Annotated in this window: 27 protein-coding genes; 11 read left to right on the forward strand and 16 right to left on the reverse strand. The window is 66.3% G+C overall.

Annotated elements, in window-relative coordinates:
• The 4 genes from HMPREF2886_RS09015 to HMPREF2886_RS09030 form a co-directional block, all read right to left on the reverse strand.
• Nucleotides 1–683: BCCT family transporter (locus tag HMPREF2886_RS09015; protein WP_177344449.1), on the reverse strand; the 683-nt coding region annotated here is incomplete at its 3' end.
• Nucleotides 684–797: 114 nt separating this feature from the next.
• The gene (locus HMPREF2886_RS09020; protein ID WP_052156965.1) at nucleotides 798–2,009 is read right to left on the reverse strand and encodes a hypothetical protein; all 1,212 of its coding nucleotides are present in this window, start codon (nucleotides 2,007–2,009) and stop codon (nucleotides 798–800) included.
• Nucleotides 2,010–2,074: 65 nt separating this feature from the next.
• Complete coding sequence (locus HMPREF2886_RS09025) at nucleotides 2,075–3,562, reverse strand: YifB family Mg chelatase-like AAA ATPase (RefSeq protein ID WP_033978463.1); 1,488 nt, start codon at nucleotides 3,560–3,562, stop codon at nucleotides 2,075–2,077.
• A 40-nt stretch (nucleotides 3,563–3,602) separates the two neighbouring features.
• Nucleotides 3,603–3,863 carry an accessory factor UbiK family protein gene (locus tag HMPREF2886_RS09030; protein ID WP_003096478.1) on the reverse strand — a complete coding sequence of 87 codons (261 nt, stop codon included), beginning with the start codon at nucleotides 3,861–3,863 and terminating at the stop codon, nucleotides 3,603–3,605.
• Nucleotides 3,864–4,302: 439 nt separating this feature from the next.
• Here HMPREF2886_RS09030 and glnK point away from each other — a divergent pair, with 439 nt between their 5' ends.
• The 4 genes from glnK to sutA all read left to right on the forward strand — a co-directional run bounded on the left by glnK (nucleotide 4,303) and on the right by sutA (nucleotide 7,090).
• The gene (gene glnK / locus HMPREF2886_RS09035) at nucleotides 4,303–4,641 is read left to right on the forward strand and encodes a P-II family nitrogen regulator (RefSeq protein WP_003096476.1); all 339 of its coding nucleotides are present in this window, start codon (nucleotides 4,303–4,305) and stop codon (nucleotides 4,639–4,641) included.
• Between the two features lie 39 nt (nucleotides 4,642–4,680).
• Nucleotides 4,681–6,009: an ammonium transporter gene (locus HMPREF2886_RS09040; protein ID WP_003109815.1), complete on the forward strand. Its 1,329-nt coding sequence runs from the start codon at nucleotides 4,681–4,683 to the stop codon at nucleotides 6,007–6,009.
• A 260-nt stretch (nucleotides 6,010–6,269) separates the two neighbouring features.
• Complete coding sequence (locus tag HMPREF2886_RS09045; protein ID WP_033970039.1) at nucleotides 6,270–6,695, forward strand: secondary thiamine-phosphate synthase enzyme YjbQ; 426 nt, start codon at nucleotides 6,270–6,272, stop codon at nucleotides 6,693–6,695.
• A 77-nt stretch (nucleotides 6,696–6,772) separates the two neighbouring features.
• Nucleotides 6,773–7,090: a transcriptional regulator SutA gene (gene sutA, locus HMPREF2886_RS09050; RefSeq protein WP_003096440.1), complete on the forward strand. Its 318-nt coding sequence runs from the start codon at nucleotides 6,773–6,775 to the stop codon at nucleotides 7,088–7,090.
• 469 nt (nucleotides 7,091–7,559) lie between these two features.
• Here the strand turns inward: sutA and HMPREF2886_RS09055 are convergent, their stop codons facing one another.
• Nucleotides 7,560–8,936, reverse strand: a complete 1,377-nt coding sequence (locus HMPREF2886_RS09055) for an aminotransferase-like domain-containing protein (protein WP_033978462.1) — start codon at nucleotides 8,934–8,936, stop codon at nucleotides 7,560–7,562.
• A 162-nt stretch (nucleotides 8,937–9,098) separates the two neighbouring features.
• On the opposite strand from HMPREF2886_RS09055, the gene HMPREF2886_RS09060 reads away from it, so the two are divergent.
• Nucleotides 9,099–10,268, forward strand: coding sequence for an MFS transporter (locus HMPREF2886_RS09060; protein ID WP_033978461.1), 1,170 nt, complete (start codon nucleotides 9,099–9,101; stop codon nucleotides 10,266–10,268).
• 30 nt (nucleotides 10,269–10,298) lie between these two features.
• On the opposite strand, the gene HMPREF2886_RS09065 is transcribed toward HMPREF2886_RS09060, so the two are convergent.
• From HMPREF2886_RS09065 to HMPREF2886_RS09090, 6 genes are read right to left on the reverse strand one after another with little or no spacing between them, the layout of a single operon-like run.
• Entirely contained in the window at nucleotides 10,299–10,997 is a 699-nt protein-coding gene (locus HMPREF2886_RS09065) for an HAD family hydrolase (protein WP_003123715.1), read from the reverse strand.
• Entirely contained in the window at nucleotides 10,994–11,905 is a 912-nt protein-coding gene (xerC, locus tag HMPREF2886_RS09070; protein ID WP_033970036.1) for a tyrosine recombinase XerC, read from the reverse strand. Before xerC ends, HMPREF2886_RS09065 begins: the two co-directional genes overlap by 4 nt.
• A gap of 19 nt (nucleotides 11,906–11,924) precedes the next feature.
• Nucleotides 11,925–12,626 carry a DUF484 family protein gene (locus HMPREF2886_RS09075; protein WP_003096433.1) on the reverse strand — a complete coding sequence of 234 codons (702 nt, stop codon included), beginning with the start codon at nucleotides 12,624–12,626 and terminating at the stop codon, nucleotides 11,925–11,927.
• Nucleotides 12,627–12,656: 30 nt separating this feature from the next.
• On the reverse strand, nucleotides 12,657–13,487 hold the full coding sequence (gene dapF, locus HMPREF2886_RS09080) for a diaminopimelate epimerase (RefSeq protein WP_033970035.1): 831 nt from the start codon (nucleotides 13,485–13,487) through the stop codon (nucleotides 12,657–12,659).
• Nucleotides 13,488–13,497: 10 nt separating this feature from the next.
• On the reverse strand, nucleotides 13,498–14,745 hold the full coding sequence (gene lysA / locus HMPREF2886_RS09085) for a diaminopimelate decarboxylase (protein ID WP_033978460.1): 1,248 nt from the start codon (nucleotides 14,743–14,745) through the stop codon (nucleotides 13,498–13,500).
• Between the two features lie 10 nt (nucleotides 14,746–14,755).
• The gene (locus tag HMPREF2886_RS09090; protein WP_003096430.1) at nucleotides 14,756–14,896 is read right to left on the reverse strand and encodes an LPS translocon maturation chaperone LptM; all 141 of its coding nucleotides are present in this window, start codon (nucleotides 14,894–14,896) and stop codon (nucleotides 14,756–14,758) included.
• Nucleotides 14,897–15,149: 253 nt separating this feature from the next.
• On the opposite strand from HMPREF2886_RS09090, the gene cyaY reads away from it, so the two are divergent.
• The 3 genes from cyaY (at nucleotide 15,150) to rnk (ending at nucleotide 16,212) form a co-directional block, all read left to right on the forward strand.
• Entirely contained in the window at nucleotides 15,150–15,485 is a 336-nt protein-coding gene (gene cyaY / locus HMPREF2886_RS09095) for an iron donor protein CyaY (protein ID WP_003121284.1), read from the forward strand.
• A complete protein-coding gene (locus HMPREF2886_RS33095) occupies nucleotides 15,463–15,672 on the forward strand; it encodes a DUF1289 domain-containing protein (protein WP_003161172.1) in 210 nt (69 codons plus the stop codon). The genes cyaY and HMPREF2886_RS33095 overlap by 23 nt, the downstream gene beginning before the upstream one ends.
• A 135-nt stretch (nucleotides 15,673–15,807) precedes the next feature.
• Nucleotides 15,808–16,212, forward strand: a complete 405-nt coding sequence (gene rnk / locus HMPREF2886_RS09100) for a nucleoside diphosphate kinase regulator (protein ID WP_003096424.1) — start codon at nucleotides 15,808–15,810, stop codon at nucleotides 16,210–16,212.
• Between the two features lie 43 nt (nucleotides 16,213–16,255).
• Here the strand turns inward: rnk and HMPREF2886_RS09105 are convergent, their stop codons facing one another.
• From HMPREF2886_RS09105 to HMPREF2886_RS09125, 5 genes are all read right to left on the reverse strand, one after another.
• Nucleotides 16,256–16,969: a glycine-rich domain-containing protein gene (locus HMPREF2886_RS09105; RefSeq protein ID WP_039028199.1), complete on the reverse strand. Its 714-nt coding sequence runs from the start codon at nucleotides 16,967–16,969 to the stop codon at nucleotides 16,256–16,258.
• A gap of 40 nt (nucleotides 16,970–17,009) precedes the next feature.
• Nucleotides 17,010–19,862 carry a class I adenylate cyclase gene (locus HMPREF2886_RS09110; RefSeq protein ID WP_070747171.1) on the reverse strand — a complete coding sequence of 951 codons (2,853 nt, stop codon included), beginning with the start codon at nucleotides 19,860–19,862 and terminating at the stop codon, nucleotides 17,010–17,012.
• A gap of 148 nt (nucleotides 19,863–20,010) precedes the next feature.
• On the reverse strand, nucleotides 20,011–20,244 hold the full coding sequence (locus tag HMPREF2886_RS09115; protein ID WP_003096418.1) for a TIGR02647 family protein: 234 nt from the start codon (nucleotides 20,242–20,244) through the stop codon (nucleotides 20,011–20,013).
• 42 nt (nucleotides 20,245–20,286) lie between these two features.
• Entirely contained in the window at nucleotides 20,287–21,054 is a 768-nt protein-coding gene (locus tag HMPREF2886_RS09120) for a substrate-binding periplasmic protein (protein ID WP_010792978.1), read from the reverse strand.
• Between the two features lie 132 nt (nucleotides 21,055–21,186).
• On the reverse strand, nucleotides 21,187–21,462 hold the full coding sequence (locus HMPREF2886_RS09125) for a hypothetical protein (protein ID WP_003114340.1): 276 nt from the start codon (nucleotides 21,460–21,462) through the stop codon (nucleotides 21,187–21,189).
• 101 nt (nucleotides 21,463–21,563) lie between these two features.
• On the opposite strand from HMPREF2886_RS09125, the gene HMPREF2886_RS09130 reads away from it, so the two are divergent.
• From HMPREF2886_RS09130 to tssI, 3 genes are all read left to right on the forward strand, one after another.
• Nucleotides 21,564–22,544, forward strand: a complete 981-nt coding sequence (locus HMPREF2886_RS09130; protein WP_003096411.1) for a magnesium transporter CorA family protein — start codon at nucleotides 21,564–21,566, stop codon at nucleotides 22,542–22,544.
• Between the two features lie 292 nt (nucleotides 22,545–22,836).
• Nucleotides 22,837–23,355, forward strand: a complete 519-nt coding sequence (locus tag HMPREF2886_RS09135) for an Hcp family type VI secretion system effector (RefSeq protein ID WP_070747173.1) — start codon at nucleotides 22,837–22,839, stop codon at nucleotides 23,353–23,355.
• A gap of 196 nt (nucleotides 23,356–23,551) precedes the next feature.
• Nucleotides 23,552–24,895 (forward strand): type VI secretion system tip protein TssI/VgrG (tssI, locus tag HMPREF2886_RS09140; RefSeq protein WP_070747175.1); only part of this gene is annotated, 1,344 nt, incomplete at its 3' end.

Here is a 24,895-nt window from a genome sequence, read left to right on the forward strand (position 1 = left end):
TTGACCGGCCAGCCGAACAGGTGGTGCAGGCCGCTGTTGATCTGCAGCACGCCGTAGCCGAGCGAAGTCGCCACGCCGAACACGGTGCCGATGATCGCGAAGATATCCACCGCGTGGCCGATGGGGCCGTAGATACGTTCGCCGATCAACGGATACAGCGCCGAGCGCAGGGTCAGCGGCAGGCCGTGGCGATAGCTGAAGAAGGCCAGGATCAGCGCGACGATGGCGTAGATCGCCCAGGCATGCAGGCCCCAGTGGAAGAAGGTCAGCTTCATCGCTTCCTTCGCCGCCTGCACGGTGTTCGGCTCGCCCACCGGCGGGGTGGTGAAGTGCATCACCGGTTCGGCAACGCCGAAGAACATCAGGCCGATGCCCATGCCGGCGGAGAACAGCATGGCGAACCAGGTGGTGTTGCGGTAGTCGGGACGACTGTGGTCGGGGCCGAGCTTGATGTCGCCGTAGCGGCTGACGGCGAGGAACACCACGCTGATCAGGATCAGCGCCACGGCCAGCACGTAGAACCAGCTGGCGTTGGTGATGATCCATTGCTGGACGTGGTTGAACAGCGATTGCGCTTCTTCCTGGAGGAGCACGGTAAACAGCACCAGGGCCAGGATCAGGGCGGCGGAGGTATAGAAGACCGGAGGATTCAGGGTGCTCCGGGGGGTGGTGGGTGTCTCCATGTAAGCTAGCTCTCCTTGTGATCGGATTGCCCGCCGAAGGCGGAAGACGAAACAGCCTAACACATCGTGATAGCCAATTTGATTCGATTATATATGTGCGATAGTTTTTTTGAATTAAATAGATCCGTGATTTAACGGTTTTACCGAGTGTCCATCGGCCACGAACCATGGCGGAGCCGAGCAGCTCCAGCGGTTCTTCTCCCGGAGCGGGAAGACAGGAGTCTTCGGTTTCCTGAGCACTTTGCTGTTGCGGGTTTTGATGCAGTAGCTGGTGTAGTGGCGAAGCTCGCGCAGTTCCCGCTCGGAGAGGTCGTCCGGACAGAGCAGCAGGACATCGCCGAAAGAGAATAGCTGCCAGGCGTTCACTTCGACTCTGGAGGATTGTCCCAGGCGGGTTTTCCAGAGGGGGCCGTGCAGATCCGCGAGTCGGATATCGTCGCTCAGCACGTAGCGTGTGCTTTCGTGAGCACGGATATTGAGTTTCCCGGCGGCTGAGTAGGTGATCCTGCCCATGCTTCCCGGAGAGATCAGCATTGTCGCGCAGGACATCAGGATGAGGGCCGTCACGGCATAGGTTATCCGTCGATAGAGGTCGCCGGGTACACGGTAGAAGATGACGACCGGGACCAGGGTCAGCACCATAGTCAGCAGGGAAAGGCGGGCGAGACCGGGTATGGCCTCCGGCGTATCGTCACCAAGGTAGGACTGGAGGGTGAGGGTCGCAGGAAAAACACCCGCTGATACGGTCATGAACAGCAGGAGCCAGAGAAAGCCCATGAAGAACCACTTCTCGCCGGCTTTCACCTGGGCGCCGTTCACACTCAGGACATCCCTAATTAACTTTCTGAAATCCCACAAGGCATACATGAGCAGGCAGCTCAGCAGTACGGCCAAGGCGACGAGCAGAACCGCGACCCTGCCGCCGATTCCATCGGCATGGAAATAGAGGATGAAAACGAATGTTCCGAAACCCACGAGTACCGGAAACAGTAGCCAGAGCACGGCCTCCCGCTGCTTTCCGGGAGGCTTGTTGAACAGTGACACCGTCATTCCGAACAGCCAGGTCGTGGCGCTTAGCACGAACAGGTAAGCAGCCAATAGTAGAACCACCAGTAACAACCAGACGACCAGCGCCGACTTGGCGTCAATGGAGTCCATGAATAGGTCGGGCCGACCTATTGCCTCGGCATAGGCATACAGGCTGAAAAAGCCGAGACCGGCTCCGGCGAGACTGAGGAGGGTCCCTATCTGTGCCCAATAGGTCAGAAGGCGCTTGAAGTTCTTTCTGGCGACTGCGGAGAAAGTGCGCTCCGGTGATGCTGACATGTTTCGACGTCCTTATGGTTGGCGGTCCGTATTGAAAGAAAAGGAGATGCGGGGGCAGCTGTGCGTCATGCTCCGTTGCGGTACTGCAACGCTTCGGCCAGGTGCTGATGCTCGATGGCTGGCCGGGCATCGAGGTCGGCCAGGGTACGCGCGACCTTGAGGACCCGATGCAAGGCGCGCAAGGAAAGTTCCAGGCGCTCTCCGGCATTCTCCAGCCAGCGACGGTCCGCTTCGGCGAGCGCACAATTGCGGTGCATCGCCTGGAGATCGAGATGGGCATTGGCGCAGCCCTGGCGGGCCAGTTGCCGTTGCCGTGCGGCGCCAACCCGTTCGCTGACCTCGGCGGTAGCGGTTTCGCCGTGTCCTGGCTGCAGGCTGGTGCTTTCGCGGAGCACGCTGACGTGCAGGTCGATGCGATCGAGCAGCGGTCCGGACAGCTTGCCCCGGTAACGCTGGACCTGTTCCGGGGTGCAGCGGCAGCGGCCGCTGGGATCGCCGAGGTAGCCGCAGGGACAGGGATTCATCGCCGCCACCAGTTGGAAGCGTGCGGGGAAACGTACCCGGCCGTTGGCCCGGGCAATGACGATCTCGCCGCTTTCCAGCGGCTCGCGCAGGACTTCCAGGACCTTGCGCTCGAATTCCGGCAGTTCGTCGAGGAACAGCACGCCCTGGTGCGCCAGGGTGATCTCGCCCGGCTGCGGGCGGCTGCCGCCGCCGACCAGGGACGGCGCCGAGGCGGAATGGTGCGGCTGGCGGAACGGTCGCTGCGGCCAGTGCCTGAGGGGGACGTGGCTGGCTACCGAATGGATCGCCGCGACCTCCAGGGCCTCGTCCTCGTCGAGCGCCGGCAGCAGGCCGGGCAGGCGGCTGGCCAGGAGGGTCTTGCCGGTGCCCGGCGGGCCGCTGAGCAACAGGTTGTGCGCGCCGGCGGCGGCCACCAGCAGGGCGCGCTTGGCGGCGGCCTGGCCCTGGACCTCGGCCAGGTCTGGATAAGGGAAGGGCGCGCGGAGCAGGCCGTGGGCCTGGTAGGGCAGCAGCGGGGCCTGGCCGGAGAGGTGTCCGGCGATCTCCAGCAGGTGGTCCACGGCGAACACCGTCAGCCCGCTGGCCAGGCTGGCCTCTTCGGCATTTTCCTTCGGTACCACCAGAACGCGCCTTGCGTCGCGCGCCGCCAGTGCGGCCGGCAATACGCCTCGCACTGGCCGGATCGCCCCGGACAGGGCCAGTTCGCCGAGGCACTCCAGGCCGTCGAGGGCGGTGCCGGGCAACTGGCCGCTGGCGGCGAGGATGCCGAGTGCGATGGCCAGGTCGAAGCGACCGCCGTCCTTGGGCAGGTCGGCAGGGGCGAGGTTGAGGGTGATGCGCCGCGCTGGGAAGTCGAAACCGGCATTGAGCAGGGCGCTGCGCACGCGGTCCTTGCTCTCGCGCACCGCGGTTTCCGGCAGGCCGACCAGGGTCAGCGAAGGCAGGCCGTTGGCCAGGTGCGCCTCGACGCTGACGCTGGGGGCTTCGACGCCGACCTGGGCTCGGCTGTGGACAATCGCCAGGGACATGGATCGCTCCTTGATCTCACGCCGCTCGCAGGCGGGAGGATCAGTCGGCGGGCGGCGTCAGCTTGCTTTCGAGTTCCGCCACCTTGGCCTCCAGGGCTTCCAGCCGTGCGCGAGTGCGGGCGAGGACCAGCATCTGGCTGTCGAATTCCTCGCGGCTGACCAGGTCGAGCTTGCTGAAGGCGCTCTGCATCAGGGCGCGGAACTGCGACTCCAGCTCGGCCTTGGGCAACGGCGATTCGCCGGCGAACAGGCGGCTGGCTTGTTGGCTGAGGGCTTCGAAGACGGCTTTGGGCGGCAGCATGGCGAGGGTTCCGGTAACGAGTGGGCGGCAGTCTAGCACGATGTTGTCGGTGCTCGCGGGAGGGGCATTGCACACTTTTTGCGCAATTGTCGGAGCGCGTCTGCGCCTATTTGGTGCGCCGCCCCGAGGCCGGCGTTCCGCACTATCCCCGGGGTGGCGGCTAAGAGCTTGAAATCCGGCGGATTTGCCGGAGCTGGCAAGCTTTCTGCTTTGGCCGGGGTGAGGCGTGCACTGAAGCAGTACCGGTGCGGCAGATGAGGCGGTTGCGGGAGGCCGGCAGGTTGCGGCATCGAACGGCCGCAGCAGGGCCAGGTCGGGGCGGAGGGTCCCGATCATGCTTCCCAGAGGGACCGGCGCGTTACAAAGCCAGACACTGCGCTTAGACTGTCCTCGGGTTCGTTTTCCTGGGGCGAGTCCACCAAACACGGGAGAGAGTTTCATGAAGCTAGTCACTGCCATCATCAAGCCGTTCAAGTTGGACGACGTCCGCGAGTCGTTGTCCGAGATCGGTGTGCAGGGCATCACGGTGACCGAGGTCAAGGGTTTTGGCCGGCAAAAGGGCCACACCGAGCTGTATCGCGGCGCGGAGTACGTCGTCGACTTCCTGCCCAAGGTGAAGATCGACGTGGCGATCGCCGACGACCAGCTGGACCGCGTCATCGAGGCGATCACCAAGGCGGCCAATACCGGCAAGATCGGTGACGGCAAGATCTTCGTGGTGAACCTGGAACAGGCCATCCGCATCCGTACCGGCGAAACCGATACCGACGCGATCTAAGCCCAACCGAACCCCCAAAAGCCCCAGGAGAATACCAACATGACTCTGCGTAAGATCGCAGGGCTAGGAGCCCTATTGTCCCTCGCTTTGCCGGGCGTCGCCCTGGCCGCCGAGGAGCCCGTCCTGAACAGTGGCGACACCGCCTGGATGCTGATCTCCACTGCGCTCGTCCTGCTCATGACCATCCCCGGCCTGGCGTTGTTCTACGGCGGCATGGTGCGAGCGAAGAACGTGCTGTCGATCATGATGCAGTGCTTCGCCATCACCGGCCTGATCACCATTCTCTGGGTGGTCTATGGCTACAGCCTGGCGTTCGATACCGCCGGGATGGAGAAGGGCGTCCTCAACTTCAATTCCTTCGTCGGCGGGCTGGACAAGGCTTTCCTCAGCGGTCTCACCGCCGACGGCCTGACATCCGCCACCGCGCTGTTCCCGGAAAGCGTGTTCATCACCTTCCAGATGACCTTCGCGATCATCACCCCGGCGCTGATCGTCGGCGCCTTCGCCGAGCGCATGAAGTTCTCGGCGATGCTGATCTTCATGGCGGTCTGGTTCACCGTGGTCTACGCGCCGATCGCGCACATGGTCTGGAGCGGCGACGGCGCGCTGATGTGGGACTGGGGCGTGCTGGACTTCGCCGGCGGCACCGTGGTGCACATCAACGCCGGTATCGCCGGCCTGGTCGCCTGCCTGGTGCTGGGCAAGCGCAAGGGCTACCCGACCACGCCGATGGCGCCGCACAACCTCGGCTACACCCTGGTCGGCGCGGCCATGCTGTGGATCGGCTGGTTCGGCTTCAACGCCGGTTCCGCCGCCGCCGCCAACGGCACTGCGGGGATGGCCATGCTGGTGACCCAGATCGCCACCGCCGCCGCGGCCCTGGCCTGGATGTTCGCCGAGTGGATCACCCACGGCAAGCCGAGCGCCCTGGGCATCGCGTCCGGCGTGGTCGCCGGTCTGGTGGCGATCACCCCGGCCGCCGGCACCGCAGGCCCGATGGGCGCGCTGGTGATCGGCCTGGCATCCGGGGTGATCTGCTTCTTCGCCGCCACCAGTCTCAAGCGCGCGCTGAAATACGACGATTCCCTCGACGCCTTCGGCGTACATGCGGTCGGCGGTATCGTCGGTGCGCTGCTCACCGGGATCTTCGCGGCGCCGTCGCTGGGCGGCTTCGGCAGCGTGGAGGACATCGGCGCGCAGTTCTTCGTGCAGTTCAAGGGCGTGGCCTTCACCGTGGTCTACACCGCCGTGGTGACCTTCGTGATCCTCAAGGTGCTGGACCTGGTCATGGGCCTGCGGGTCACCGAGGAAGAGGAAGCGGTCGGCCTCGACCTGGCGCTGCACAACGAGCGCGGCTACAACCTGTAATACCTGCCGGCGCCCGGCTTTCCGCCGGGCGTCGGCTTGCCTCCCGCGCTCGCCTTCTCCGAACGCCATGCCCTTGCGCGTCGAAAGTCCTGGGCGCTTCCCGCGACTGCCACGACTTTTCCGCAACCGGTCTTTCAGCGACTGTCGGCGGACTGCGCAACCCTCAGCTTTCACAGGTCTGTCTCTTACGCTCTTTGCTTTTTCAAATGCCGCGCTAGAATGCGCGGCGCGACGGATCGGAGCCGATTTGGAACAGCAGCATGTGGCAGCAGACCCTGGTCACCTTGCGCCCGCGTCCGCGGGGCTTTCACCTCGTCACCGAGGAGATACTCGACGCCTTGCCGGAGCTTCGGCGATGCCGGGTCGGCCTGCTGCACCTGCTTTTGCAACATACGTCGGCTTCACTGACCCTGAATGAAAATGCCGATCCTGCCGTACGCCGGGATTTCGAGCGTTTTTTCGAGCGGCTGGCGCCATGCGGCGAAGTCGGCTATGAACACAACGACGAAGGTCCGGACGACCTTCCGGCGCATTTCAAGGCCAGCCTGCTGGGCTGCCAACTGACCCTGCCGATACAGTCGGGAGGGTTGGCGCTGGGCACCTGGCAGGGGATCTATCTCGGTGAACACCGGGACAGGGGCGGGGCACGCCGCGTGCTCGCCACCTGGCAGGGCGAGTCAGTATGAATTTTTTCCGGCGGCGCTCATCAAAATGCGCGGCTGGGCTATAACTAACCTGCTTTTGCAGCACCGAGAGGTTGACCATGAGCGAAGAAGAACTGGAACAGGACGAGCTGGACGGCGCTGACGAGGACGACGGCGAAGAGCTGGCCGCGGCCGACGACGGCGAAGCGGACAGCAGCGACGGCGACGAGGCCCCCGCCCCCGGCAAGAAGGCGAAAGCCGCCGTGGTGGAAGAGGAGCTACCCTCGGTCGAAGCCAAGCAGAAAGAGCGTGACGCCCTCGCCAAGGCGATGGAGGAATTCCTTTCCCGCGGTGGAAAGGTGCAGGAGATCGAACCCAACGTGGTGGCCGATCCGCCGAAGAAGCCGGACAGCAAGTACGGCAGCCGCCCCATCTGATTTCGCGTCATCCCAAGGCCCGCCACCCGTGAGGGAATGGCGGGCCTTGTGCTATGGCGCCCTCGCCTCCTCGGGCTCTCTCGCACACCCGCATGCAGTTCCGGACGTTTTCCAAGTCAGGCATGGAAGGCGACGGGCCAACCCCATTTCCTCCTCGGCTACAACCGCGTCGGCTACAGCGTCCAGCCGATGGGGGCGTGGTGGCCGGCGGCTCGGGTGTGCTGCCGCGCCTGGCGGGCAGCACCGCGACCGGCGTATCGATCCGGGTTACCGACGAGGCCGGCGTGCCGCTACGGATGGGACTCTCGTTGCCGGTGACCGCGTACGACAAGAACACCGCGGGGCGTACTGGATCCCGGTGAAAGCCTCCTATGTGCAGACCGCCGAGAGAATCACGCCCGGTTCGGTATTGGCCGCGATGGTGATCCTGCCCGACTACCGGTGAGGCAGGGGAGGGCAAGAGCGCGCCTCACCCGAACGCCTCGAAGAACGCCAGGGCCCGCGGGTCGCTGGCGTAGGCGATGTTGATACGCAGCCAGTCGCTCTCCTCGCCTTCCGGGCTGAAGCCGCTGCCCGGCGACAGCAGCACGCCCAGGCGTGTCGCCACGGCCTGCAATTCGGCGAACGGGTAGTTGCCGGTACGGGCCCAGACGAACATCCCGCCGACCGGTTCGGCGAACACCTCCCAGCCATTGTCCCCAAGTACCCGCAGGGTCGCCGCCATCTGCCGGGTCAGGCGCTGGCGCAGGCGTTGCACCAGCTTGCGGTAACTGCCGTTGGCGAGCATGGTCGAGACCACGCATTCGGCGAAACGCTGGCTGCCGATGCTGGTGTACATCTTGACATCCGCCAGGCGCCGGATCAGCTCGGGGCCGGCGATCAGGTAGCCGACCCGTAGCGAGCAACTGAGGGTTTTCGAAAAGCTCGCCAGGTAGACTACCCGGCGCAGCGAATCGAGGGTTGCCAGGCGGGTGCTGGGGCCGTTCTGGAAGTCGGCGTAGATGTCATCCTCGACGATGTGGAAATCATGCTGCTCGGCCAGTTGCAGCACGCGGTGGGCCACCGATGGGCTGAGGCTGGTGCCGGTGGGGTTGTGGTACATGCTGTTGGTGAAAAGGAACTTCGGCTTGTGCGCGAGGAGGATCGTCTCCAGCACGGCGGTGTCCGGGCCGTGGCGGGTGCGCGGCACGCCGAGCATCTTCACCCCGTGGAATTTCAGCAGGTTGAACAGGTTGTAGTAGCCGGGGTTCTCCACCACCACCACGTCGCCCGGCTTGAGCAGCGTGCGCACCAACAGGTCGAGGGCATGGCTGGCGCCGGTGGTGGTGAGGATCTGCTCCGGGTCGACATGGATATCGATCAGCCGCAGGCGTTTCTGGATGTGCTGGCGCAGCGCCGGCAGGCCCAGCGGAGTGCTGTAGTCGAACAGCCCGGCGAGTTCGCTGCGGGTGACCTGGCGGATCGCGTAGCTGAGTTCCTCGACTTCCCGCCAGCTGTCCGGAATCCAGCCGCAGCCGAGCTTGAGTTTCGTCGAGCTGCCGCTGAACTGGCTCCATGCGCTTTCCGCGCCTTCGTGCCACTCGCTGTCGAGGTCGGTAGCGGCGGCGGGCGCCTCGGCGACGAAGAACCCCGAGCCGTGCCGCGATTCCAGCATCCCCAGGGCGACCAGGCGGTCGTAGGCCTCGATCACGCTGGACTGGCTGAGCTGGTTTTCCCTGGCCAACTGGCGTATCGACGGAATCCGCGTGCCGGCGCGGACGCGATTGTCGCGGATCCAGCCGCTGATCCCTGCGACGATCTGCTGCACCAGCGGCTCGCTGGCATTGCGGTCGATCCGGAGGTGCATGCCTGTCTCACTGTTCGGTCTTTTTAGGCGAACAGTTAATCACAAATCCGAACAGCTGTTACTTGTTCCGCAGCGCCGCCGCGCCGGATAGTCGACGCCTCTTCTCGCGGGCTATCCAGTGCCCACCGCTCTGCCGCGGCAGGCCCTTGAACGGAGAAACGCATGAGCAATACCCGTCGCCACGCCGCATGCCTGGCTTTCGGCCTGTGTCTGATCACCTTGGCGGTGAACCTCCAGGCGCCGCTGTACACCGCCTACGCGGAGCTTTCCGGCTACGGCGCGGCGGCCACCGCCACCGCTTTCTCCGGCTATGTGCTCGGCGTACTGCCGGTGCTGCTGGTACTCGGCGGGTTGGCCGATCGGATCGGGCGCAAGCTGCCGATCGTCGTCGCGCTGCTGCTGTCGATGGTGGCCACCCTGGTGATGGCGCTCTGGCCGCGCCTGGAGGCGCTCGGCGTGGCGCGTCTGTTGCTCGGCGTCGGCACGGCCCTGGCATCGGCCACCGGGACGGCCTACATGAGCGAACTGATGGCGGACGGGGATTCCCGCGCCTCGGCCATCTGGGTGACCGCCAGCACCTCGCTCGGCTTCGGCCTCGGCGCGGCACTGACCAGTCTGTTCCTGCTGTTCCGGGAAAGCCTGGTGCCTGGCAGCTTCTGGGTCCAGCTGGGACTGGCCTGCGTGGCCCTGGCGGCGGTGGCGGGCCTGCCGGACGAGGCGCCGCGCGGGCGCGATACACCGATGCTGCGGCTGCCGTTCTTCCCCGCCGGCAGCCTGCCGTACGGCTTCTCGATCCTGCTGGCATGGGCCACTGTGGGCCTGGTCATCGCGGTCCTGCCTTCGCTGCTGGCGGCCCACGGGCTGGCGCGCTGGTCGGGCTTCTCGACCTTCACCGTGATCAGCTGCGGCCTGCTGTTCCAGCCGCTGGCGCGGCGGATGGGACCGGCCTCGGCGACCTGCCTGGGGCTGGTGATCCTGCCACCCAGCTATGCCCTGCTGGCCTGGGGCGCCATCCACGGCTCGCTGGCTGCGGTGCTGTTCGGTGCGCTGGGCGCGAGCAGTTCCTGCTACGGCTTCACCTACCTGGGCGGGCTGTCGGCGGTGAATCTCCTGGCCGGTGCGGAAAAGCCGCGGGCCAGCGCGGGCTACTTCCTGTTGGCCTACCTCGGCTTCAGCCTGCCGGTGATCTTCACCGGGCTGATCGCGGATCGCTTCGGAGCGTCGACGGCGTTGCTGCTTTTCGGCGTGTCGCTGACGTTGGCTGCTGTTACGGTGGCGTTTTCCATCTTGCGCGGGGTAGGGCGCTTCAAGGCCAGCGCTTCGCGTGCCTAGGGCGCTACCCGCGACCGGGGGCCCGGTCCGTCATTGCAGGCGGGCGAGCAGGGCCGGCAGCTCGGCGAGGCTGCGGATCTCCGCGCTCGGCTCTTCCTCCCCGGCCCAGGGCTTGCCGTTTGGGTTGAACCAGATGGCACGCATGCCGGCGCGGCGCGCTCCGGCGATGTCGTCGCTGGGGTGGTCGCCGATGTGTACCGCTGCCGAGGCCTCGACGCCGGCGCGCTTCAGGGCTTCGCGGAATGGCGTCGGGTCGGGCTTGCCGACGCCCAGTTCCTCGGCGCAGAGGGCGAACCGGAAGTAGTCGGCCAGGCCCAGGCGGCGCACGTCGGCGTTGCCGTTGGTGAGCACGCCGAGGGTGAAGCGGTCGGCGAGGATCTCCAAGGTCGGGTGGACCTCGGGAAACAGGGTGACCCGGTGGCGCGCTTCGAGGAATACCTGGAAACCGGCCTCGGCCAGGCTTTCCGCCTCCGCCTGTGGATAACCGGCGTCGAGCAGGGCATGGAACAGGATGCGGCGGCGCAGCTCGCTGAGGCGGTGGCGCAGCATCGGCTCGCGATCCAGCAGGCGGGTGCGGATCGCCCACAGGTGCTCGATGGGCACCGGACCCAGGCGCGCCGCGTTGCTCGCCAGCCATTCGCGGAGCAGGGCCTCGGCGTTGTTCATCACCGGGGCGACATCCCACAAGGTGTCGTCGAGGTCGAAGGTGATCAGTCGCAGGCTGCTCATGGGTCGTTGCCTCCATCGGCGTTGCCCTTGCGCTTGGCGCGGGGATGGGCGCGGTCGTAGACCGAGGCCAGGTGCTGGAAGTCCAGGTGGGTATAGATCTGGGTCGTGGCGATGTCGGCGTGGCCGAGCAGTTCCTGCACGGCGCGCAGGTCGCCGGACGACTCCAGCAGATGGCTGGCGAAGGAGTGCCGCAGCATGTGCGGGTGCAGGTGCTGGCCCAGCTCGCGGACGCCAGCCTGGCGCACTCGCAGTTGGATCGCCCTTGGCGTCAGGCGCTTGCCGCCGCGGCCGATGAACACCGCACCGTCTTCCGGACCGGCCTGGGCGCGCAGCGGCAGCCAGGCTTCGAGTGCCTGGCGCGCGGCCTTGCCGACCGGCAGCTCGCGGACCTTGTTGCCCTTGCCGCGCACTCGCACCAGGCCTTCCTTGAGGTCCAGCCATTCGAGATCGAGGCCGACCAGTTCCGAGAGGCGCAGCCCGGAGGAATAGAACAGCTCCAGCAGGGCCTGGTCGCGGCGGGCGATGAAGTCGTCCTCCACGGCTCCGTCGAGCAATTGCAGGGCGCGGTCGGCGTCGAGGGTCCTGGGCAGCTTGCGCGGACTCTTCGGCGCGCTCAGGCCGTTGGCAGGGTCGTGCCGGCAGCGCCCTTCGCGTAGCAGGTACTGGTAGAAGCCGCGCGTCGCCGAGAGCAGCCGTGCCAGGCTGCGGCTGGACTGGCCCTGCTGGTGCAGGCGGGCGACGAAGGTGCGCAGGGTGCGGGTGTCGAGGGCGCTCCAGTCGGAAAGCCCGGCCTTTTCGGCGAGGGCCAGGATCTTCAGCAGGTCGCGCCGGTAGCCATCGAGGGTGTGCGCGGAGACCTGGCGCTCGCTGCGCAGATGTTCGAGGAAGGCATCCAGGTCGGCGCGCATCTCGGACCGCCCGCCGCGCTCAGCGGACCGAGCGCAGCGGCGAGGAGAAGCGCGGCAGCACGCGGGCCAGGACCTCGGCGACATAGCCGAGGAACAGGGTACCGAGGGAACTCTTGTAATGCTGCGGATCGGGACTGCCGATGGCGAGCACGCCGTGCAGGCCCTGGAAACTCAGGGATACCACCGCTGCGGAGCCGATCTCGTCGCGGTCGCTCTCGCCGAAGAGGAACGCCAGTTCGTGCGGACGCAGCACGCCGCAGACGGTCTTGCCGCCGGAGAGCAGGCCGCCGATGGCCTGGTGCGCCTCCGCGCTGCTCACCGAGCGGCCCACCGAGACGCTACTGTCGCTGAACAGGATCAGGCTCACGTAGGGCACCTGGAACTCGTGGCGCAGGCTGTCCTCGACGGTACTGACCACGTCTTCCAGGCTGGTGGCGTCGAGTAGGTCGAGGACCAGGCGACGGGTCTTGTCGAACAGGCGGTCGTTCTCGCGGGCCACGTCCATCAGTTGCGAGAGCCGGTGGCGCATCTCGATGTTGCGCTCGCGCAGCAGGCGTACCTGGCGCTCCACCAGCGACACGGCGTCGCCGGGCTGGTGCGGGATGCGCAGCTCGGGGATCAGCTCGTCGTGCTCGACGAAGAACTCCGGGTGCTGGCTCAGATAGGCGGCCACCTGCTCGGCGTCCAGCGCTGCTGTCGGTTCCTGGCTTTTCTCGGTCATAAGCGTCTCGGTTCTCGCGGGCGACGGCCCTTACAGGCGGACCTGGCCTTCATACACGCGGACGGCGGGCCCGGTCATCATAACGGGCTGGCCGGGACCTGCCCACTCGATGTGCAGGCGGCCGCCGGGGAGGTCGATCTGCACCGGCGATTGCAGCCAGCCCTGGCGAATCCCGGCAACCGCCGCCGCGCAGGCGCCGGTGCCGCAGGCCTGGGTCTCGCCGACGCCGCGCTCCCAGACGCGCAGGCGTGCATGGTGCGGATCGAGCACCTGGAGGAAGCCGATGTTGGCCTTCTTCGGGAAGCGCGGATGAACTTCCAGTTGTGGACCGAGGCTGTGTACCGGTGCGCTGTCGACGTTGTCGACGCGCAGCACGCCATGGGGATTGCCCATGGATACCGCGGCCAGTTCGACGCGCTGGCCATTCACCTCTATCCCATAGGACAAGGCTTCGCGCTCGGCCTGGAACGGTATCTCGGCCGGGGCCAGGCGCGGCGGACCCATGTCCACCGTGACCTGGCCGTCCGGGCGGATATTCAGCTCGATGATGCCGCCCTTGGTTTCTACGCGGATGCTCTTCTTCACCGTCAGGCGCTTGTCCTGAACGAAGCGGGCGAAGCAGCGTGCGCCGTTGCCGCACTGCTCGACCTCGGAGCCGTCGGCGTTGAAGATCCGGTAGCGGAAGTCGACGTCGGGGCTGCTCGGGGCCTCGACGATCAGCAACTGGTCGAAGCCGACTCCGGTGTTGCGGTCGCCCCAGAGCTTGACGTGCTTGGGCTGCACATGGGCGTGCTGGCTGACCAGGTCGAGGACCATGAAGTCGTTGCCCAGGCCATGCATCTTGGTGAAGCGCAAAAGCATGGTCTGGGCCTCACTGCGGCAGCAGGCTTTCGCCGGCGTAGAGCTCTTGGACGGTCTCGCGGCGACGGACCTCGTGGGTCTGCTCGCCATCCACCAGCACCTCGGCGGCGCGGCCGCGGGTGTTGTAGTTCGAGCTCATGACGAAGCCGTAGGCGCCGGCCGAGCGCATCGCCAGGAGGTCGCCTTCGGCGAGCGCCAGGTCGCGATCCTTGGCGAGGAAGTCGCCGGTCTCGCAGATCGGCCCGACCAGGTCGTAGCGGCGCGGCGCGGCGTCGCGCGGGCGTACCGCCTGCACGTCCATCCAGGCCTGGTAGAGAGCCGGGCGGATCAGGTCGTTCATCGCCGCGTCGACGATGGCGAAATCCTTGTGCTCGGTGTGCTTGAGATACTCGACACGGGTCAGCAGCACGCCGGCGTTGGCGACGATGGACCGGCCCGGCTCGAACACCAGGGTCAGGTCGCGGCCGTGCAGGCGCTCGCGGATGGCGCGGATGTAGTCGCCGGCCAGCGGCGGCTGTTCGTCGCGGTAGCGCACCCCGAGGCCACCGCCGAGGTCCAGGTGGCGAATGCCGATGCCTTTGCCGGCCAGGCGGTCGACCAGCCCGAGCAGGCGCTCGAGGGCGTCGAGGAAGGGCTCCAGCTGGGTCAACTGCGAGCCGATGTGGCAGTCGACGCCGATCACCTCCAGGTGGTCAAGCTCGGCGGCGCGGGCGTAGACCGCCTCGGCCTCGTCGATGGCGATGCCGAACTTGTTCTCTTTCAGGCCGGTGGAGATATAGGGGTGGGTCTGGGCGTCCACGTCCGGGTTGACCCGCAGTGATACCGGCGCTTTCACGCCGAGTTCCGCAGCCACCCGTTGCAGGCGCTCCAGCTCTTCGCCGGACTCGACATTGAAGCAGTGCACGCCGACCTCCAGGGCGCGGCGCATGTCGTCGCGGGTCTTGCCGACGCCGGAGAACACTACCTTGGCCGGATCGCCGCCGGCGGCCAGGACACGCTCCAGCTCACCGCGGGAAACGATGTCGAAACCGGCGCCGAGGCGCGCCAGCACATTCAGCACCCCGAGGTTGGAGTTGGCCTTGACCGCGAAGCAGACCAGGTGCGGCATGCCGGCGAGGGCATCGGCATAGGCGCGGTACTGCGCCTCGATGTGCGCGCGGGAATAGACGTAGGTGGGCGTGCCGAAACGCTCGGCGATGCGGGAAAGCGCCACCCCTTCCGCGAACAGCTCACCGTCGCGGTAACTGAATGTGTCCATGGGCGCTCTCTCAGAAACCGTAGCGGTCTTTGCTGTGTTCTTTCTTGGCTTTTTCGTCGTCCGGCAGGTACAGCGGGCCTTTCTGGCCGCAGGCGGCGATGGAGCCGGCGAGGAGGGCGAGCGCGACGAAGGACAGGAACAGCCGCTTCATGACGGAATCCTTGTAGAAAACGTGAATTGTTCCGGAGTATACCGACCCCCCGGCGCCTTGCCTATGCGAGCCGGATCAGGTGTGCCGGGGCTTGCAGGGGAATGGCCTGAGGCAGAGGGGATGCCGGCGTTTTCCGCGAGCGTCGCGGCAAAACAGCGCGGACTACGGCAATACCAGCGTAGAATTGTCGGAATAGGGCAAGACGAAGGTAGTCGCCCGCCTTTTTTCCCGTTAGCTAATGCCGAGGCAATGCATGAGTACGATGAATGAAGCGCGTTTCCACGACCTGGTCGATGCGCTCCAGCAGCAGGTTGAAGACGCCTTCGATGACAGCGACCTGGACCTCGACCTGGAGAACGCCGGCGGCGTGCTCACCGTACGCTTCGAGAACGGCTCGCAACTGATCCTCAGCCGTCAGGCGCCGTTGCGCCAGCTGTGGGTGGCGGCGAAGTCGGGCGGCTTCCACTTCGATTACGACGAGGCCAGCGGCCTCTGGCGCCACGATGGCAGCCAGGAACCGCTGGGCGCGCTGCTCAACCGGGCGACCCTGGAGCAGGGGGGCGAGGATGTCGAGTTCCCCGGCCTCTGAGGCTTCGCCGCCGGCGGTGGCCTCGCCTTGCCGGCGCCTGTGCTGCCTCGACGATGCGGACGTTTGCGTCGGCTGCGGACGTTCCCTGGCGGAAATCCGCGAGTGGGGCAAGGCCGACGATTCCCGCCGCTTGCAGATCAGGTCACAGGCCGCTCGACGCCAGTCGCTGGCGGGCCGTCTCTCCTGATAGGGGGGATGTTGCTAATTCCTGCGACTGTGTTAGTGTCCGGGAAAACCCCGCCTTCGGGCGGGGTTTTTGCTTTTTTGCGATTCCTGCTTTTCATCGATCAACCGAACCGGACCAAGGAGCACGCCTGCGATCATGAGCACGCCGCCGATCACCATCACTCGTCTGGACCTGCAGCGCCTGGAGCGCCTGCTGGATGGCCTGGACGAATTCGGACCCGCCGCCGAGGCGCTGGAGGCCGAACTGTCGCGCGCCCAGGTGGTGGGGCATGACGAGATTCCGCCGGGCGTCGTGACCATGAACTCCACCGTGCGCTGCCGCGAGGAAAGCAGCGGCAAGGAATACACCCTGACCCTGGTCTATCCCGAAGACGTGGCCGGCGAAGGCAAGGTCTCGATCCTCGCGCCGGTGGGCACCGCGCTGCTGGGCCTGACCATCGGCCAGACCATCGACTGGCCGGCGCCGAGCGGCAAGACGCTGAAGCTGACCCTGCTGGAAATCGAATACCAGCCGGAAGCCGCCGGCGACTACGCGCGCTGATCGGTTTTCGCCCGTCGCCATTCGGCGACGGGCTTCGCGACTCTCAGTCGCCCCCACCGCCCCCGCATCCTCCACCCCCGCAACCGCTGCCGCCGTCCCCACCGCTATCGCCGCCGCAGCCGTGGCGCGAATCCTGTCCGTCCGAACCGAAGGTACTGCCGCTATCGCCGGCGCAGCCGCTGCTGCAACCGATATGGCTGGCGCAATATACCGCTGCGCCGCCGTCTTGCCGCTGCGCGCAGTTCAGGGCGTAACGGAAGCCATCGGCGATCGCCAGTTCCGTGTCGAGGGCGAACAGCAGCGGTAGGCGCGTGGGATTCAGTGGGTCGATGCCCTCGCGGCGGCAGGCCAGCTTCCAGGCGCGCTGGATGCCCTCCTGGGCCTGTCGGGGGCTGCGCATCGCCTGGGCCGGCGTATGGTGGAGGAAGCGCCCGAGTCCCTTGCGGCAGACGTGCTGGTAGAGCCGGGTATGCAGGATCAGTTCGTGCCAGGCGACATCCACAACCTGGGACGGCATCGCGACCATCCGCTTGCCGGCGGCGCGGCATAGCAGCAGGTATTCGCGCAGGCCGCCGAGCACCCGTTGGACCTCTTCCTCGCCGAGCTGCGGATAGCGCTCGCGGACCGCCTGGGCGACCCGCGGCGGCAGGCGGAATTGCTGGATGAAGCGGTAGCGCCGGCGATCCAGGCCGCGGCGGTAGAGATAGCCGCCCACGAATGCGGCGCCAGCGAGCAGGGTAATACCGAGGAGTGCCATCCGTACGTCCTTGTCGAGCCCCGCGCGGCGCGGCGCTGGGTCATTGTTCCAGCAGCGCCTGGTTCAGCGCCGTTTCCAGGACGCTTTTATAACGCAGATAGTGCAGCGTTTGCGGCTGTTCGTCGGCGAACAGCCGCGACAGGTCGAGGTCGGTCAGGTAGCAGGGGTAGGGGGCGCTTTCCGCGCGATGCGCCAGGATATGGCGGGCGACCGCCTTGAACAGGCCCGCGCCGTATTCCAGTTCGGAAAACTCCTGGTGATCGCAGTACAGGGTGACCTGCACGCGCTTGCGTTCGCCGCGCTCGAGTAGCGCCTGTAGCTCGTACAGTGCGGGCCCGGCCAGGGCCTCCGGCGCTTCGCGAGACTCGACGTGCAATCTGCCGTCGTTGGAGAGCAACTCGTAGTAGCGGATATCCAGCGAGGCCGGCACCTGTTCCGCCAGCGACAGGGCGTTGCGCCGGTACAGCAGCGATTGCAGGAAGCGCTGCAGCGGTGCGAGCAGGCTGCGTTCGTCACGCAATGCCTGGCGCTGGCGCCAGAGGGCGTTGCGTTCGTCGAGCAGGCTGATCTCGGCGCTGTCGAAGTCACGCCGGTAGAACACCTGGATACAATCCGGCCGCCCCATGGACAGGACCAGCCCGAGGTCCTCGCCTTCCAGGGCGTGGCGATCCAGCTTCAGGACGCTGTAGCCATCGCGCTCGCGGCCCAGATGCTGGATCAGGCTCGGCAGGTCGGGCAGGCTCTCGTGGCTGACCGCTTCCGGCGACATTTCCAGCAGGTGGTACTGCTGGCGGATCTGCAGCAGGTAGCGGCTCGGCTGGCCGCCGAGCAGTTGCCCGTAGGTCTCGCGAAACAGCTCTTCGACCCGCACGGCGATGAAGGCGGCCCGGTTGCGACAGAAGCAGCGCACCATCAGTCCGGGCGGCTGCGGCGGGCTTCCGGGCTTTTCGCGGACGGCGTCGAGGAACTCGGCAAGGCACTCGGGTAGCGCCTGGGGGCCTGCGTAATGGCGCACCGTCAGTTCGTTCCAGCTGTTGAGGCTGAGCTGGTCGATGGTCAGCACCAGGTTGTCGCGCACCCCGGCATAACCGAGCACGTCGGTACGCCCGGTAGCCATGTGCAGGTTCATCTGGCTGTGGTGGCGCAGTGGGTCGACACCGACGTTGACCAGCAGCAGGACGCTCTTGAGCCGACGCGGTTGCAGCAGGTCGGCGTCGTCCACGGTCGCCAGGGGGACAGGAAGGAACTGCCGCAGGCTGCCCAGGAGATTGTCCAGTTCGGCATCGCCGAGGTCGCTCTGGCCGGGATGCAGGGACAGCCGGGTGGCGCTGTCGATGACGCCGTTGCGATGGCACCAGGCGAGCAGCTCGACCAGCCTGAGGCTGCGTTTCAGCGGCGCGTAGTCAGGCCACTGGTGAGCGCCCAGGGCACCGGGGAAGATCGCCCACTGCGCCTGCTCGCGGTCGTCGTCGGCGGGAAGCTGGACCAGGGTCAGGACGTCTTCGCCGAGATCCGGGGCGATCCCCGGGTTGATGTTCTCCACCTTGCCTGCCTTGCGCTCGAAGGCGGCATACAGGCGGCGGCCGAGCAGGCCCAGATCGCGGCTGTCGATGCCGCTGTCCGCGCCTTGCTGGCGGGCGATCTGGAAGAGCAGGCGGTAGCTGTAGGTCAGTTCGTTGACCACCGTGCGACGCTCTTCCATCACCTGGCGCATCTTCCACTGGCTGCGGCTGTCGAGCAGGGCCAAGCGGCGAGGCTCCCATTGCCATTCCGCGACGAGCCGCTCCATCGACAGGTGCTGCCAGCCCTTCTGCGCCTGGCGCTGGCGACCGCCGAGCTTGCGCCCGACCTTGAGGTACAGGCAGCGCCGCACGAGTTCCAGGCGTTCCGGCGCCTGCTGTTCCCGCAGGTAGCGCTCGAGATGGCGATAGACCAGGACGTAGGGGTCCAGTTCGTCGAGATCGAGCTGGCCGGCGAATACCTGCTCCTTGAAGCGCAGGGCGACGCAGCGGACCCGCGGGTGCTCGCTGGCGTAGGCCTCGGTGAGCAGCAGCTTGAGCAGCGACTTGTAGGGCGAATCGATGGCCTTGGACAACTGCCAGAGCCCGGCACCGATGAACTCCCGGGCGGGGATGTGCGCCAGGTGGCCGAGGTCGAGCACCTCTTCGGCGCGGATGAAGCGTTTGCCGAGCAGGGTCCGGCAGTATTCGTCGTAGCTCCGTTCATGGGCCGGCGGCACCAGCCACCACAGAGGGGTGCGTCCGCCGAGCCAGATCGCGCTACGGTAGAACTCGTCGAGCAGCAGGAAGTGCTGGGTATTGCCGTCGCCGCCGGGCTCCTTCCGGTCTTCGCGTTCGTCCTGGCCGAAGCGGGCGACGTCGATCAGGAAACAGTGCACCTCGCTGCCCTGGCTGCGTGCCCAGTCCTCGATCAACGCGCATTTGCGGCGCAGCTCCTGGCGTGCGCCGGGCTCCAGTTCTGGGGCATGGCAGACCCAGAGGTCGAGATCGCTCTGTTCCTCCTGGGCCAGGCTCCCCAGGCTGCCCATCAGGAACAGGCCGTGGATCGGCTGCTGTGCGGGTTCCTGCCTGCGTGGCTTGTAGACAAACGAACGGGCCAGGCGCTGGGCTTCGCCGAGTACTTCGTCGTCCGCCTCGAAACCGCTCAGGCCCGCCGGCGTGCTGGCCGACAGGTAGCCCGGCAGCAGCGGATGGTTGATGTGGAACAGCAGCGGTAGCAGGCGCAGGACCCGCTCCTGGCGGCTGGACAACGCCTGCCGGGCGCGTTGCAGGCGACCGGCGTTGACCGACAGGAAGCGTTGGCGCAACTGGCCGAGGACCTTGCGGTCGATGCCATCGTCGAGATCGAGGCTGAGTGCGGGGTGTCGGTTCATGGGCGTCCGGGCACAGGCAAGGCCAGGCGCCGTGCCTGGCTCCGGTCATGCCATTGTATCGCCCGGAAGCGCGGCGGCTTGAGCGCCGCGCTGCGAACCGGGGCAACCGTCGCGGCCTGTCGGGAGCAGGTCGCGATGGCCGATTCCGTCAACCCTTGAGGATGGTCAGCAGGCCCTGTGCCTGCTCCGCGGCATCCAGCCCGAGACTGGTCAGGTAGCCGCCGTCGGGCTGGTCGATCAGCCCCTTGTCGTGCAGGCGTCGGGCGGCGGCGACGGCCTTGCCGTCGGCGGTGTGATGGACCTTGAGTCCTTCCTGGGTGTTGTTCAGGTTGAAGAGCGCCAGCAGTTCCAGTTCGTCGATCAGCTCGGGAGTGAAGGCCATGTCGGCTCCTTGCGGTGTTGAGCACCGGTGAGTGTAGTTGGACTAGGGCGTAGCGTCGGCGGCCTGGCTCCAGCCGTCGAGGATCTTCTGGTACTCGCCGCTGGCGAGGATGCGCTGCATGCCGAGGTCGAAGCGTTCGAGCAGGTGCTCGGCCTGCGGGTGGCGGCGCGAGAACGACAGGTACAGCTCCGGGCGGTGGACCGTGGCCACCGGCTGGAACTGGCCTTCCAGTTCGGGATGTTCGCTGAACAACTGGCGAGCCGTATTGCGGTAGGCCAGGGCGTAGTCGACGCGGCCGCGCTGGAGCATGAGGAAACCGTAGTAGTCCTTGCGCACCGGGATGCGCACCAGGTCGTGGCGTCGATCGAAGCCGTCGCCGTATTCATAGCCGAGGGTCACCGCGACTTTCCGTCCGCTCAGCGCCTGCTCCGCATCCACCGGCCGCGCTTCGTCGCGTCGCGCCCAGAGCTGGATCTCCGCGCGGAACAACGGATGCCGGGGCAGACGGTAGTCGGCGAGGATGTGCGGGTTCGGCGAGGTGTTGAAGCAGCCGGCGATCAAGCCTTTCAGGGCCAGCTTCATGCAGCGGGAGTAGGGGTAGGGATTGAGCTGGACCGGCGTGTCCGCAGCTCTGAAGGCGGCCCGCACGATGTCCGCGCTCATGCCCTGGATGCGGCCGTCCTTGTAGGCGGTATAGGGATACCAGTCGTCTTCGGCGCCGAGCACCAGGGGTTCTGTCGGGACGGCTGCCGCCGGGCCGGAAAGGGCCAGCAGCAGGCAGATGGGCAGGAAGTGGAACCAGGATCGCATCCGGTATCGCTCCGCGAAAGCAGGTGGCACGGAGAGTGGGCGCCACCTTTCTACCAGAGCGGCAGGCGTTTGGCGAAACAAAACCGTATGGATACGAGGGGCACTCGCCGGCACCAGTCGGTCCGGCTCCGCTCATTCGTCGTCCGGCAACGTCGGCAGGGCACGCAGCGCATGCTCGTAGCCGGCGCTGTCGAAAGCGCGGTCGGCGGCGAGCATGGCGTTGATCTCGTGGGCCAGCACGTAGGCCATCATGCCCAGCGCCTCGTCGCGCTCGTAGCCGACCAGGGTCAGCTTGTTGAACACGGCGCGCGCCGCCGGCGGATTCTCGCTTTCGATCTGGTTCTCGATGGCCTGGATCAGTTTTTCCTCGGCGAAGCCGTCTTCCTGGTTGTCGTCCTGTTCGCTCATCGGGCGCTCCTCGTTCTGGCGCAAAGTACCGCTTGTGCGGCGGCGGGAAGTTGTCCACCCTGCTTGGCCAACGGATGGCCGCGAAGGTAGCGATACCCGACATGATCACCTATTACATCCTTTCCGGCGACCGCCTGGAGCGACGCCAGCACGACGATGCCCAGCGGGGGTTGCCGCCGGGCACCCTGTGGATCGACCTGCATCACCCGACCCCCGAAGAGGAGCGCCTGCTCGAATCCCACCTGCAGGTGAACATCCCGACCCGCGAGGAGATGGCCGAGATCGAGGATTCGTCGCGCTTCTACGAGGACGGCAACGTCCTCTACATGACCACTTCGGTGGTCGGCGGGATCACCGAGCACCGGCCGAGCACAGAGGAAGTGACCTTCGTCCTCAGCGAGAAATGGCTGATTACCGTGCGCTACGCCGACCTGCGTTCGTTCCGCGAGTTCGAGAACCGCTGCATCCGCCAGCTCGACGCCAACCGCAGCAGCACCCAGTTGTTCGCCCTGATGATGGACAGCCTGGTGGACCGCATCGCCGACGTGTTGGAGGCCGTACAGGGGCAACTGAGCAGCATGTCGCGGGAGATCTTCGCCGAGTCCACCGCCCAGACCCGCAAGCCGAAGACCGACCTGCAGCAGATCATCAAGCACCTCGGGCGCAGCAGCTCGCTGCTGTCCAAGCTCAACGACAGCCTGCTCAGCATCAATCGGATGAACAGCTATTTCCGCCAGGGTTGCAACGGCTGGCTTTCCGAGCCGGCCAAGGTGCTGGCGAAGACCGTGGAGCGCGACGTGCGCTCGCTGGACGAGTACCTGGCGAAGATGTCCACCGAGATCAACTTCCTCCTCGACGCGACCCTTGGCCTGATCAACATCGAGCAGAACAGCATCATCAAGGTGTTCTCCATCGCCGCCGTACTGTTCCTGCCGCCGACCCTGGTGGGCACGGTCTACGGCATGAACTTCAAGGACATGCCCGAGCTGGACTGGTCCATCGGCTATCCGATGGCGCTGGGGATGATGGTGGTATCGGCGATCCTTCCGTACCTCTGGTTCAAGTTCAAGAACTGGCTCTGAGGCACTCGGCAGGTGTGCAACTTTTTGCTGGATAACTTCGGGAAAAGCTGTGGATACAATGCCAGGGCCAAGGCCTGGCGGGGTCTTCGGTGAAGTGAGCAAGTTCTTGCATAGCACTGTGCAACAACTTGCTCACTTTTTCGGGGTAAACCCGGGGAAAAACGTTCGTGCGGGCCGGTAAATTCTTCAAGGGTTTGATTTAAAAGGTAAATGTTTTATTGGCACGAAGCTTGTTGGGGAGCTGCCGCACCAGGACATGTCGTCCCGGCTACCACTGACAAGGAATGCATCCATGGCAACACCCGCCTATATGTCCATCACCGGCACCAAGCAGGGCCTGATCACCGCCGGCGCCTTCACCGAGGACTCGGTCGGCAACACCTACCAGGAAGGCCACGAGGACCAGGTGATGGTCCAGGGCTTCAACCACGAAGTGATCATCCCGCGCGACCCGCAGTCCGGCCAGCCGACCGGCCAGCGCGTGCACAAGCCGGTGGTCGTCACCAAGGTCTTCGACAAGGCCTCGCCGCTGCTGCTGGCCGCCCTGACCTCCGGCGAGCGCCTGACCAAGGTCGAGATCCAGTGGTACCGCACCTCCGCCGCCGGCACCCAGGAGCACTACTACACCACCGTCCTGGAAGACGCGATCATCGTCGACATCAAGGACTACATGCCCAACTGCCAGGATCCGGGCAACGCCCACTTCACCCACCTGGAAGACGTGCACTTCACCTACCGCAAGATCACCTGGACCCACGAAGTCTCCGGCACCTCCGGCTCCGACGACTGGCGTTCCCCGGTCGCCGGCTGAGCCGCGATCCTCGCACACGGCCAGCCTCGCTGGCCGGCGTGCCTTCCATGACCCGTTGCGTCGTGGCCAGGAAAGCCGGCGCCGGGTCGATGCCGCTTTTGTTGTAGGCAGCTTCCGATCGAGCCTTGACGCCCTTGTCTCGCCCGCGCCAGGCAGGACAATCGAATCGGTCGCTTGCGCCAGTGAGGGACAACGGATGTTCGCAGCCGCCAACCAGACCCACTTCAGCCTCGCCCTCGACGGCCTCGCCCTCGACCTGCAGGTGCTCTCCTTCAGCGGCCGCGAAGCCATCAGCCAGCCGTTCATCTTCGAGCTGGAACTGGTCGGCGAACGCCCCGTGCCGGACCTCGAAAGCCTGCTGCACAAACCCGCCTTCCTTGCCCTCGGGCCCGCCGGCAACGGTATCCACGGCCTGGTGCGCAGTGCCGGACAGGGCGACTCGGGCAAGCGCCTGACCCGCTACCGCGTCACCCTCGTCCCGCGGTTGGCCTACCTCGCCCTGCGCACCAACCAGCGCATCTTCCAGCACCTCACGGTGCCGCAGATCGTCGGCCGGGTGCTGGAGGAACACGGCATCCTCGCCGACGCCTACCGCTTCCAGCTCGGCACCCGCTACCCCGAACGCGAGTACTGCGTGCAGTACGACGAGAGCGACCTGGCTTTCGTCCAGCGCATCTGTGCCGAAGAGGGCATCCATTTTCATTTCCAGCACAGCGCCGAGGTGCACCTGCTGGTGTTCGGCGACGACCAGACGGTATTCCCGCGCCTCGCCCCGGTGGCCTACCAGCAGGACTCCGGCCTGGTCGCCGACCGTCCGGTGGTCAAGCGCTTCGGCGTGCGCCTGGAAACCCGCACCAGCCGCGTCACCCGCCGCGACTACGACTTCGAGAAACCGCGCCTGACGCTGGAAAGCGCCGCCCGCGGCGAAGCCCGGCCGGACCTCGAGGACTACGACTACCCCGGCCGCTTCGTCGACCGCGAGCGCGGCAAGCACCTGGCCAGGCGTGCCCTCGAACGGCAGCGCAGCGACTACCGCCTGGCCGAGGGCCGCAGCGACCAACCGTTGCTGCTCAGCGGCCACTTCCTGCCGCTGGCCGCCCATCCCCAGGCGGGCTGGAACGACCTCTGGCTGCTCACCGAAGTCTTCCACGAAGGCCGCCAGCCGCAGGTACTGGAGGAAAGCATCACCTCCGCCAACGCCAACGACGACTTCCAACAGGGCTACCGCAACCGTTTTCGCGCAACCCCCTGGGAGGTGTTCTTCCGCCCGCCGCAGACACCGCCGAAGCCGCGTATCCGTGGGACGCAGAGCGCGGTGGTGACCGGCCCGAAGGGCGAGGAAATCCACTGCGACCGCTACGGTCGGGTGAAGGTGCAATTCCACTGGGACCGCGAGGGCCAGGCCGACGAGCAGACCAGTTGCTGGCTGCGCGTCGCCTCCGGCTGGGCGGGAAAAGGCTACGGCGCCATCGCCATCCCGCGGGTCGGCATGGAGGTGCTGGTGACCTTCCTCGAAGGCGATCCCGACCAGCCGCTGGTC

This window comes from Pseudomonas sp. HMSC066A08 (genome assembly GCF_001813025.1).
GTDB classification, from domain to species: domain Bacteria; phylum Pseudomonadota; class Gammaproteobacteria; order Pseudomonadales; family Pseudomonadaceae; genus Pseudomonas; species Pseudomonas aeruginosa.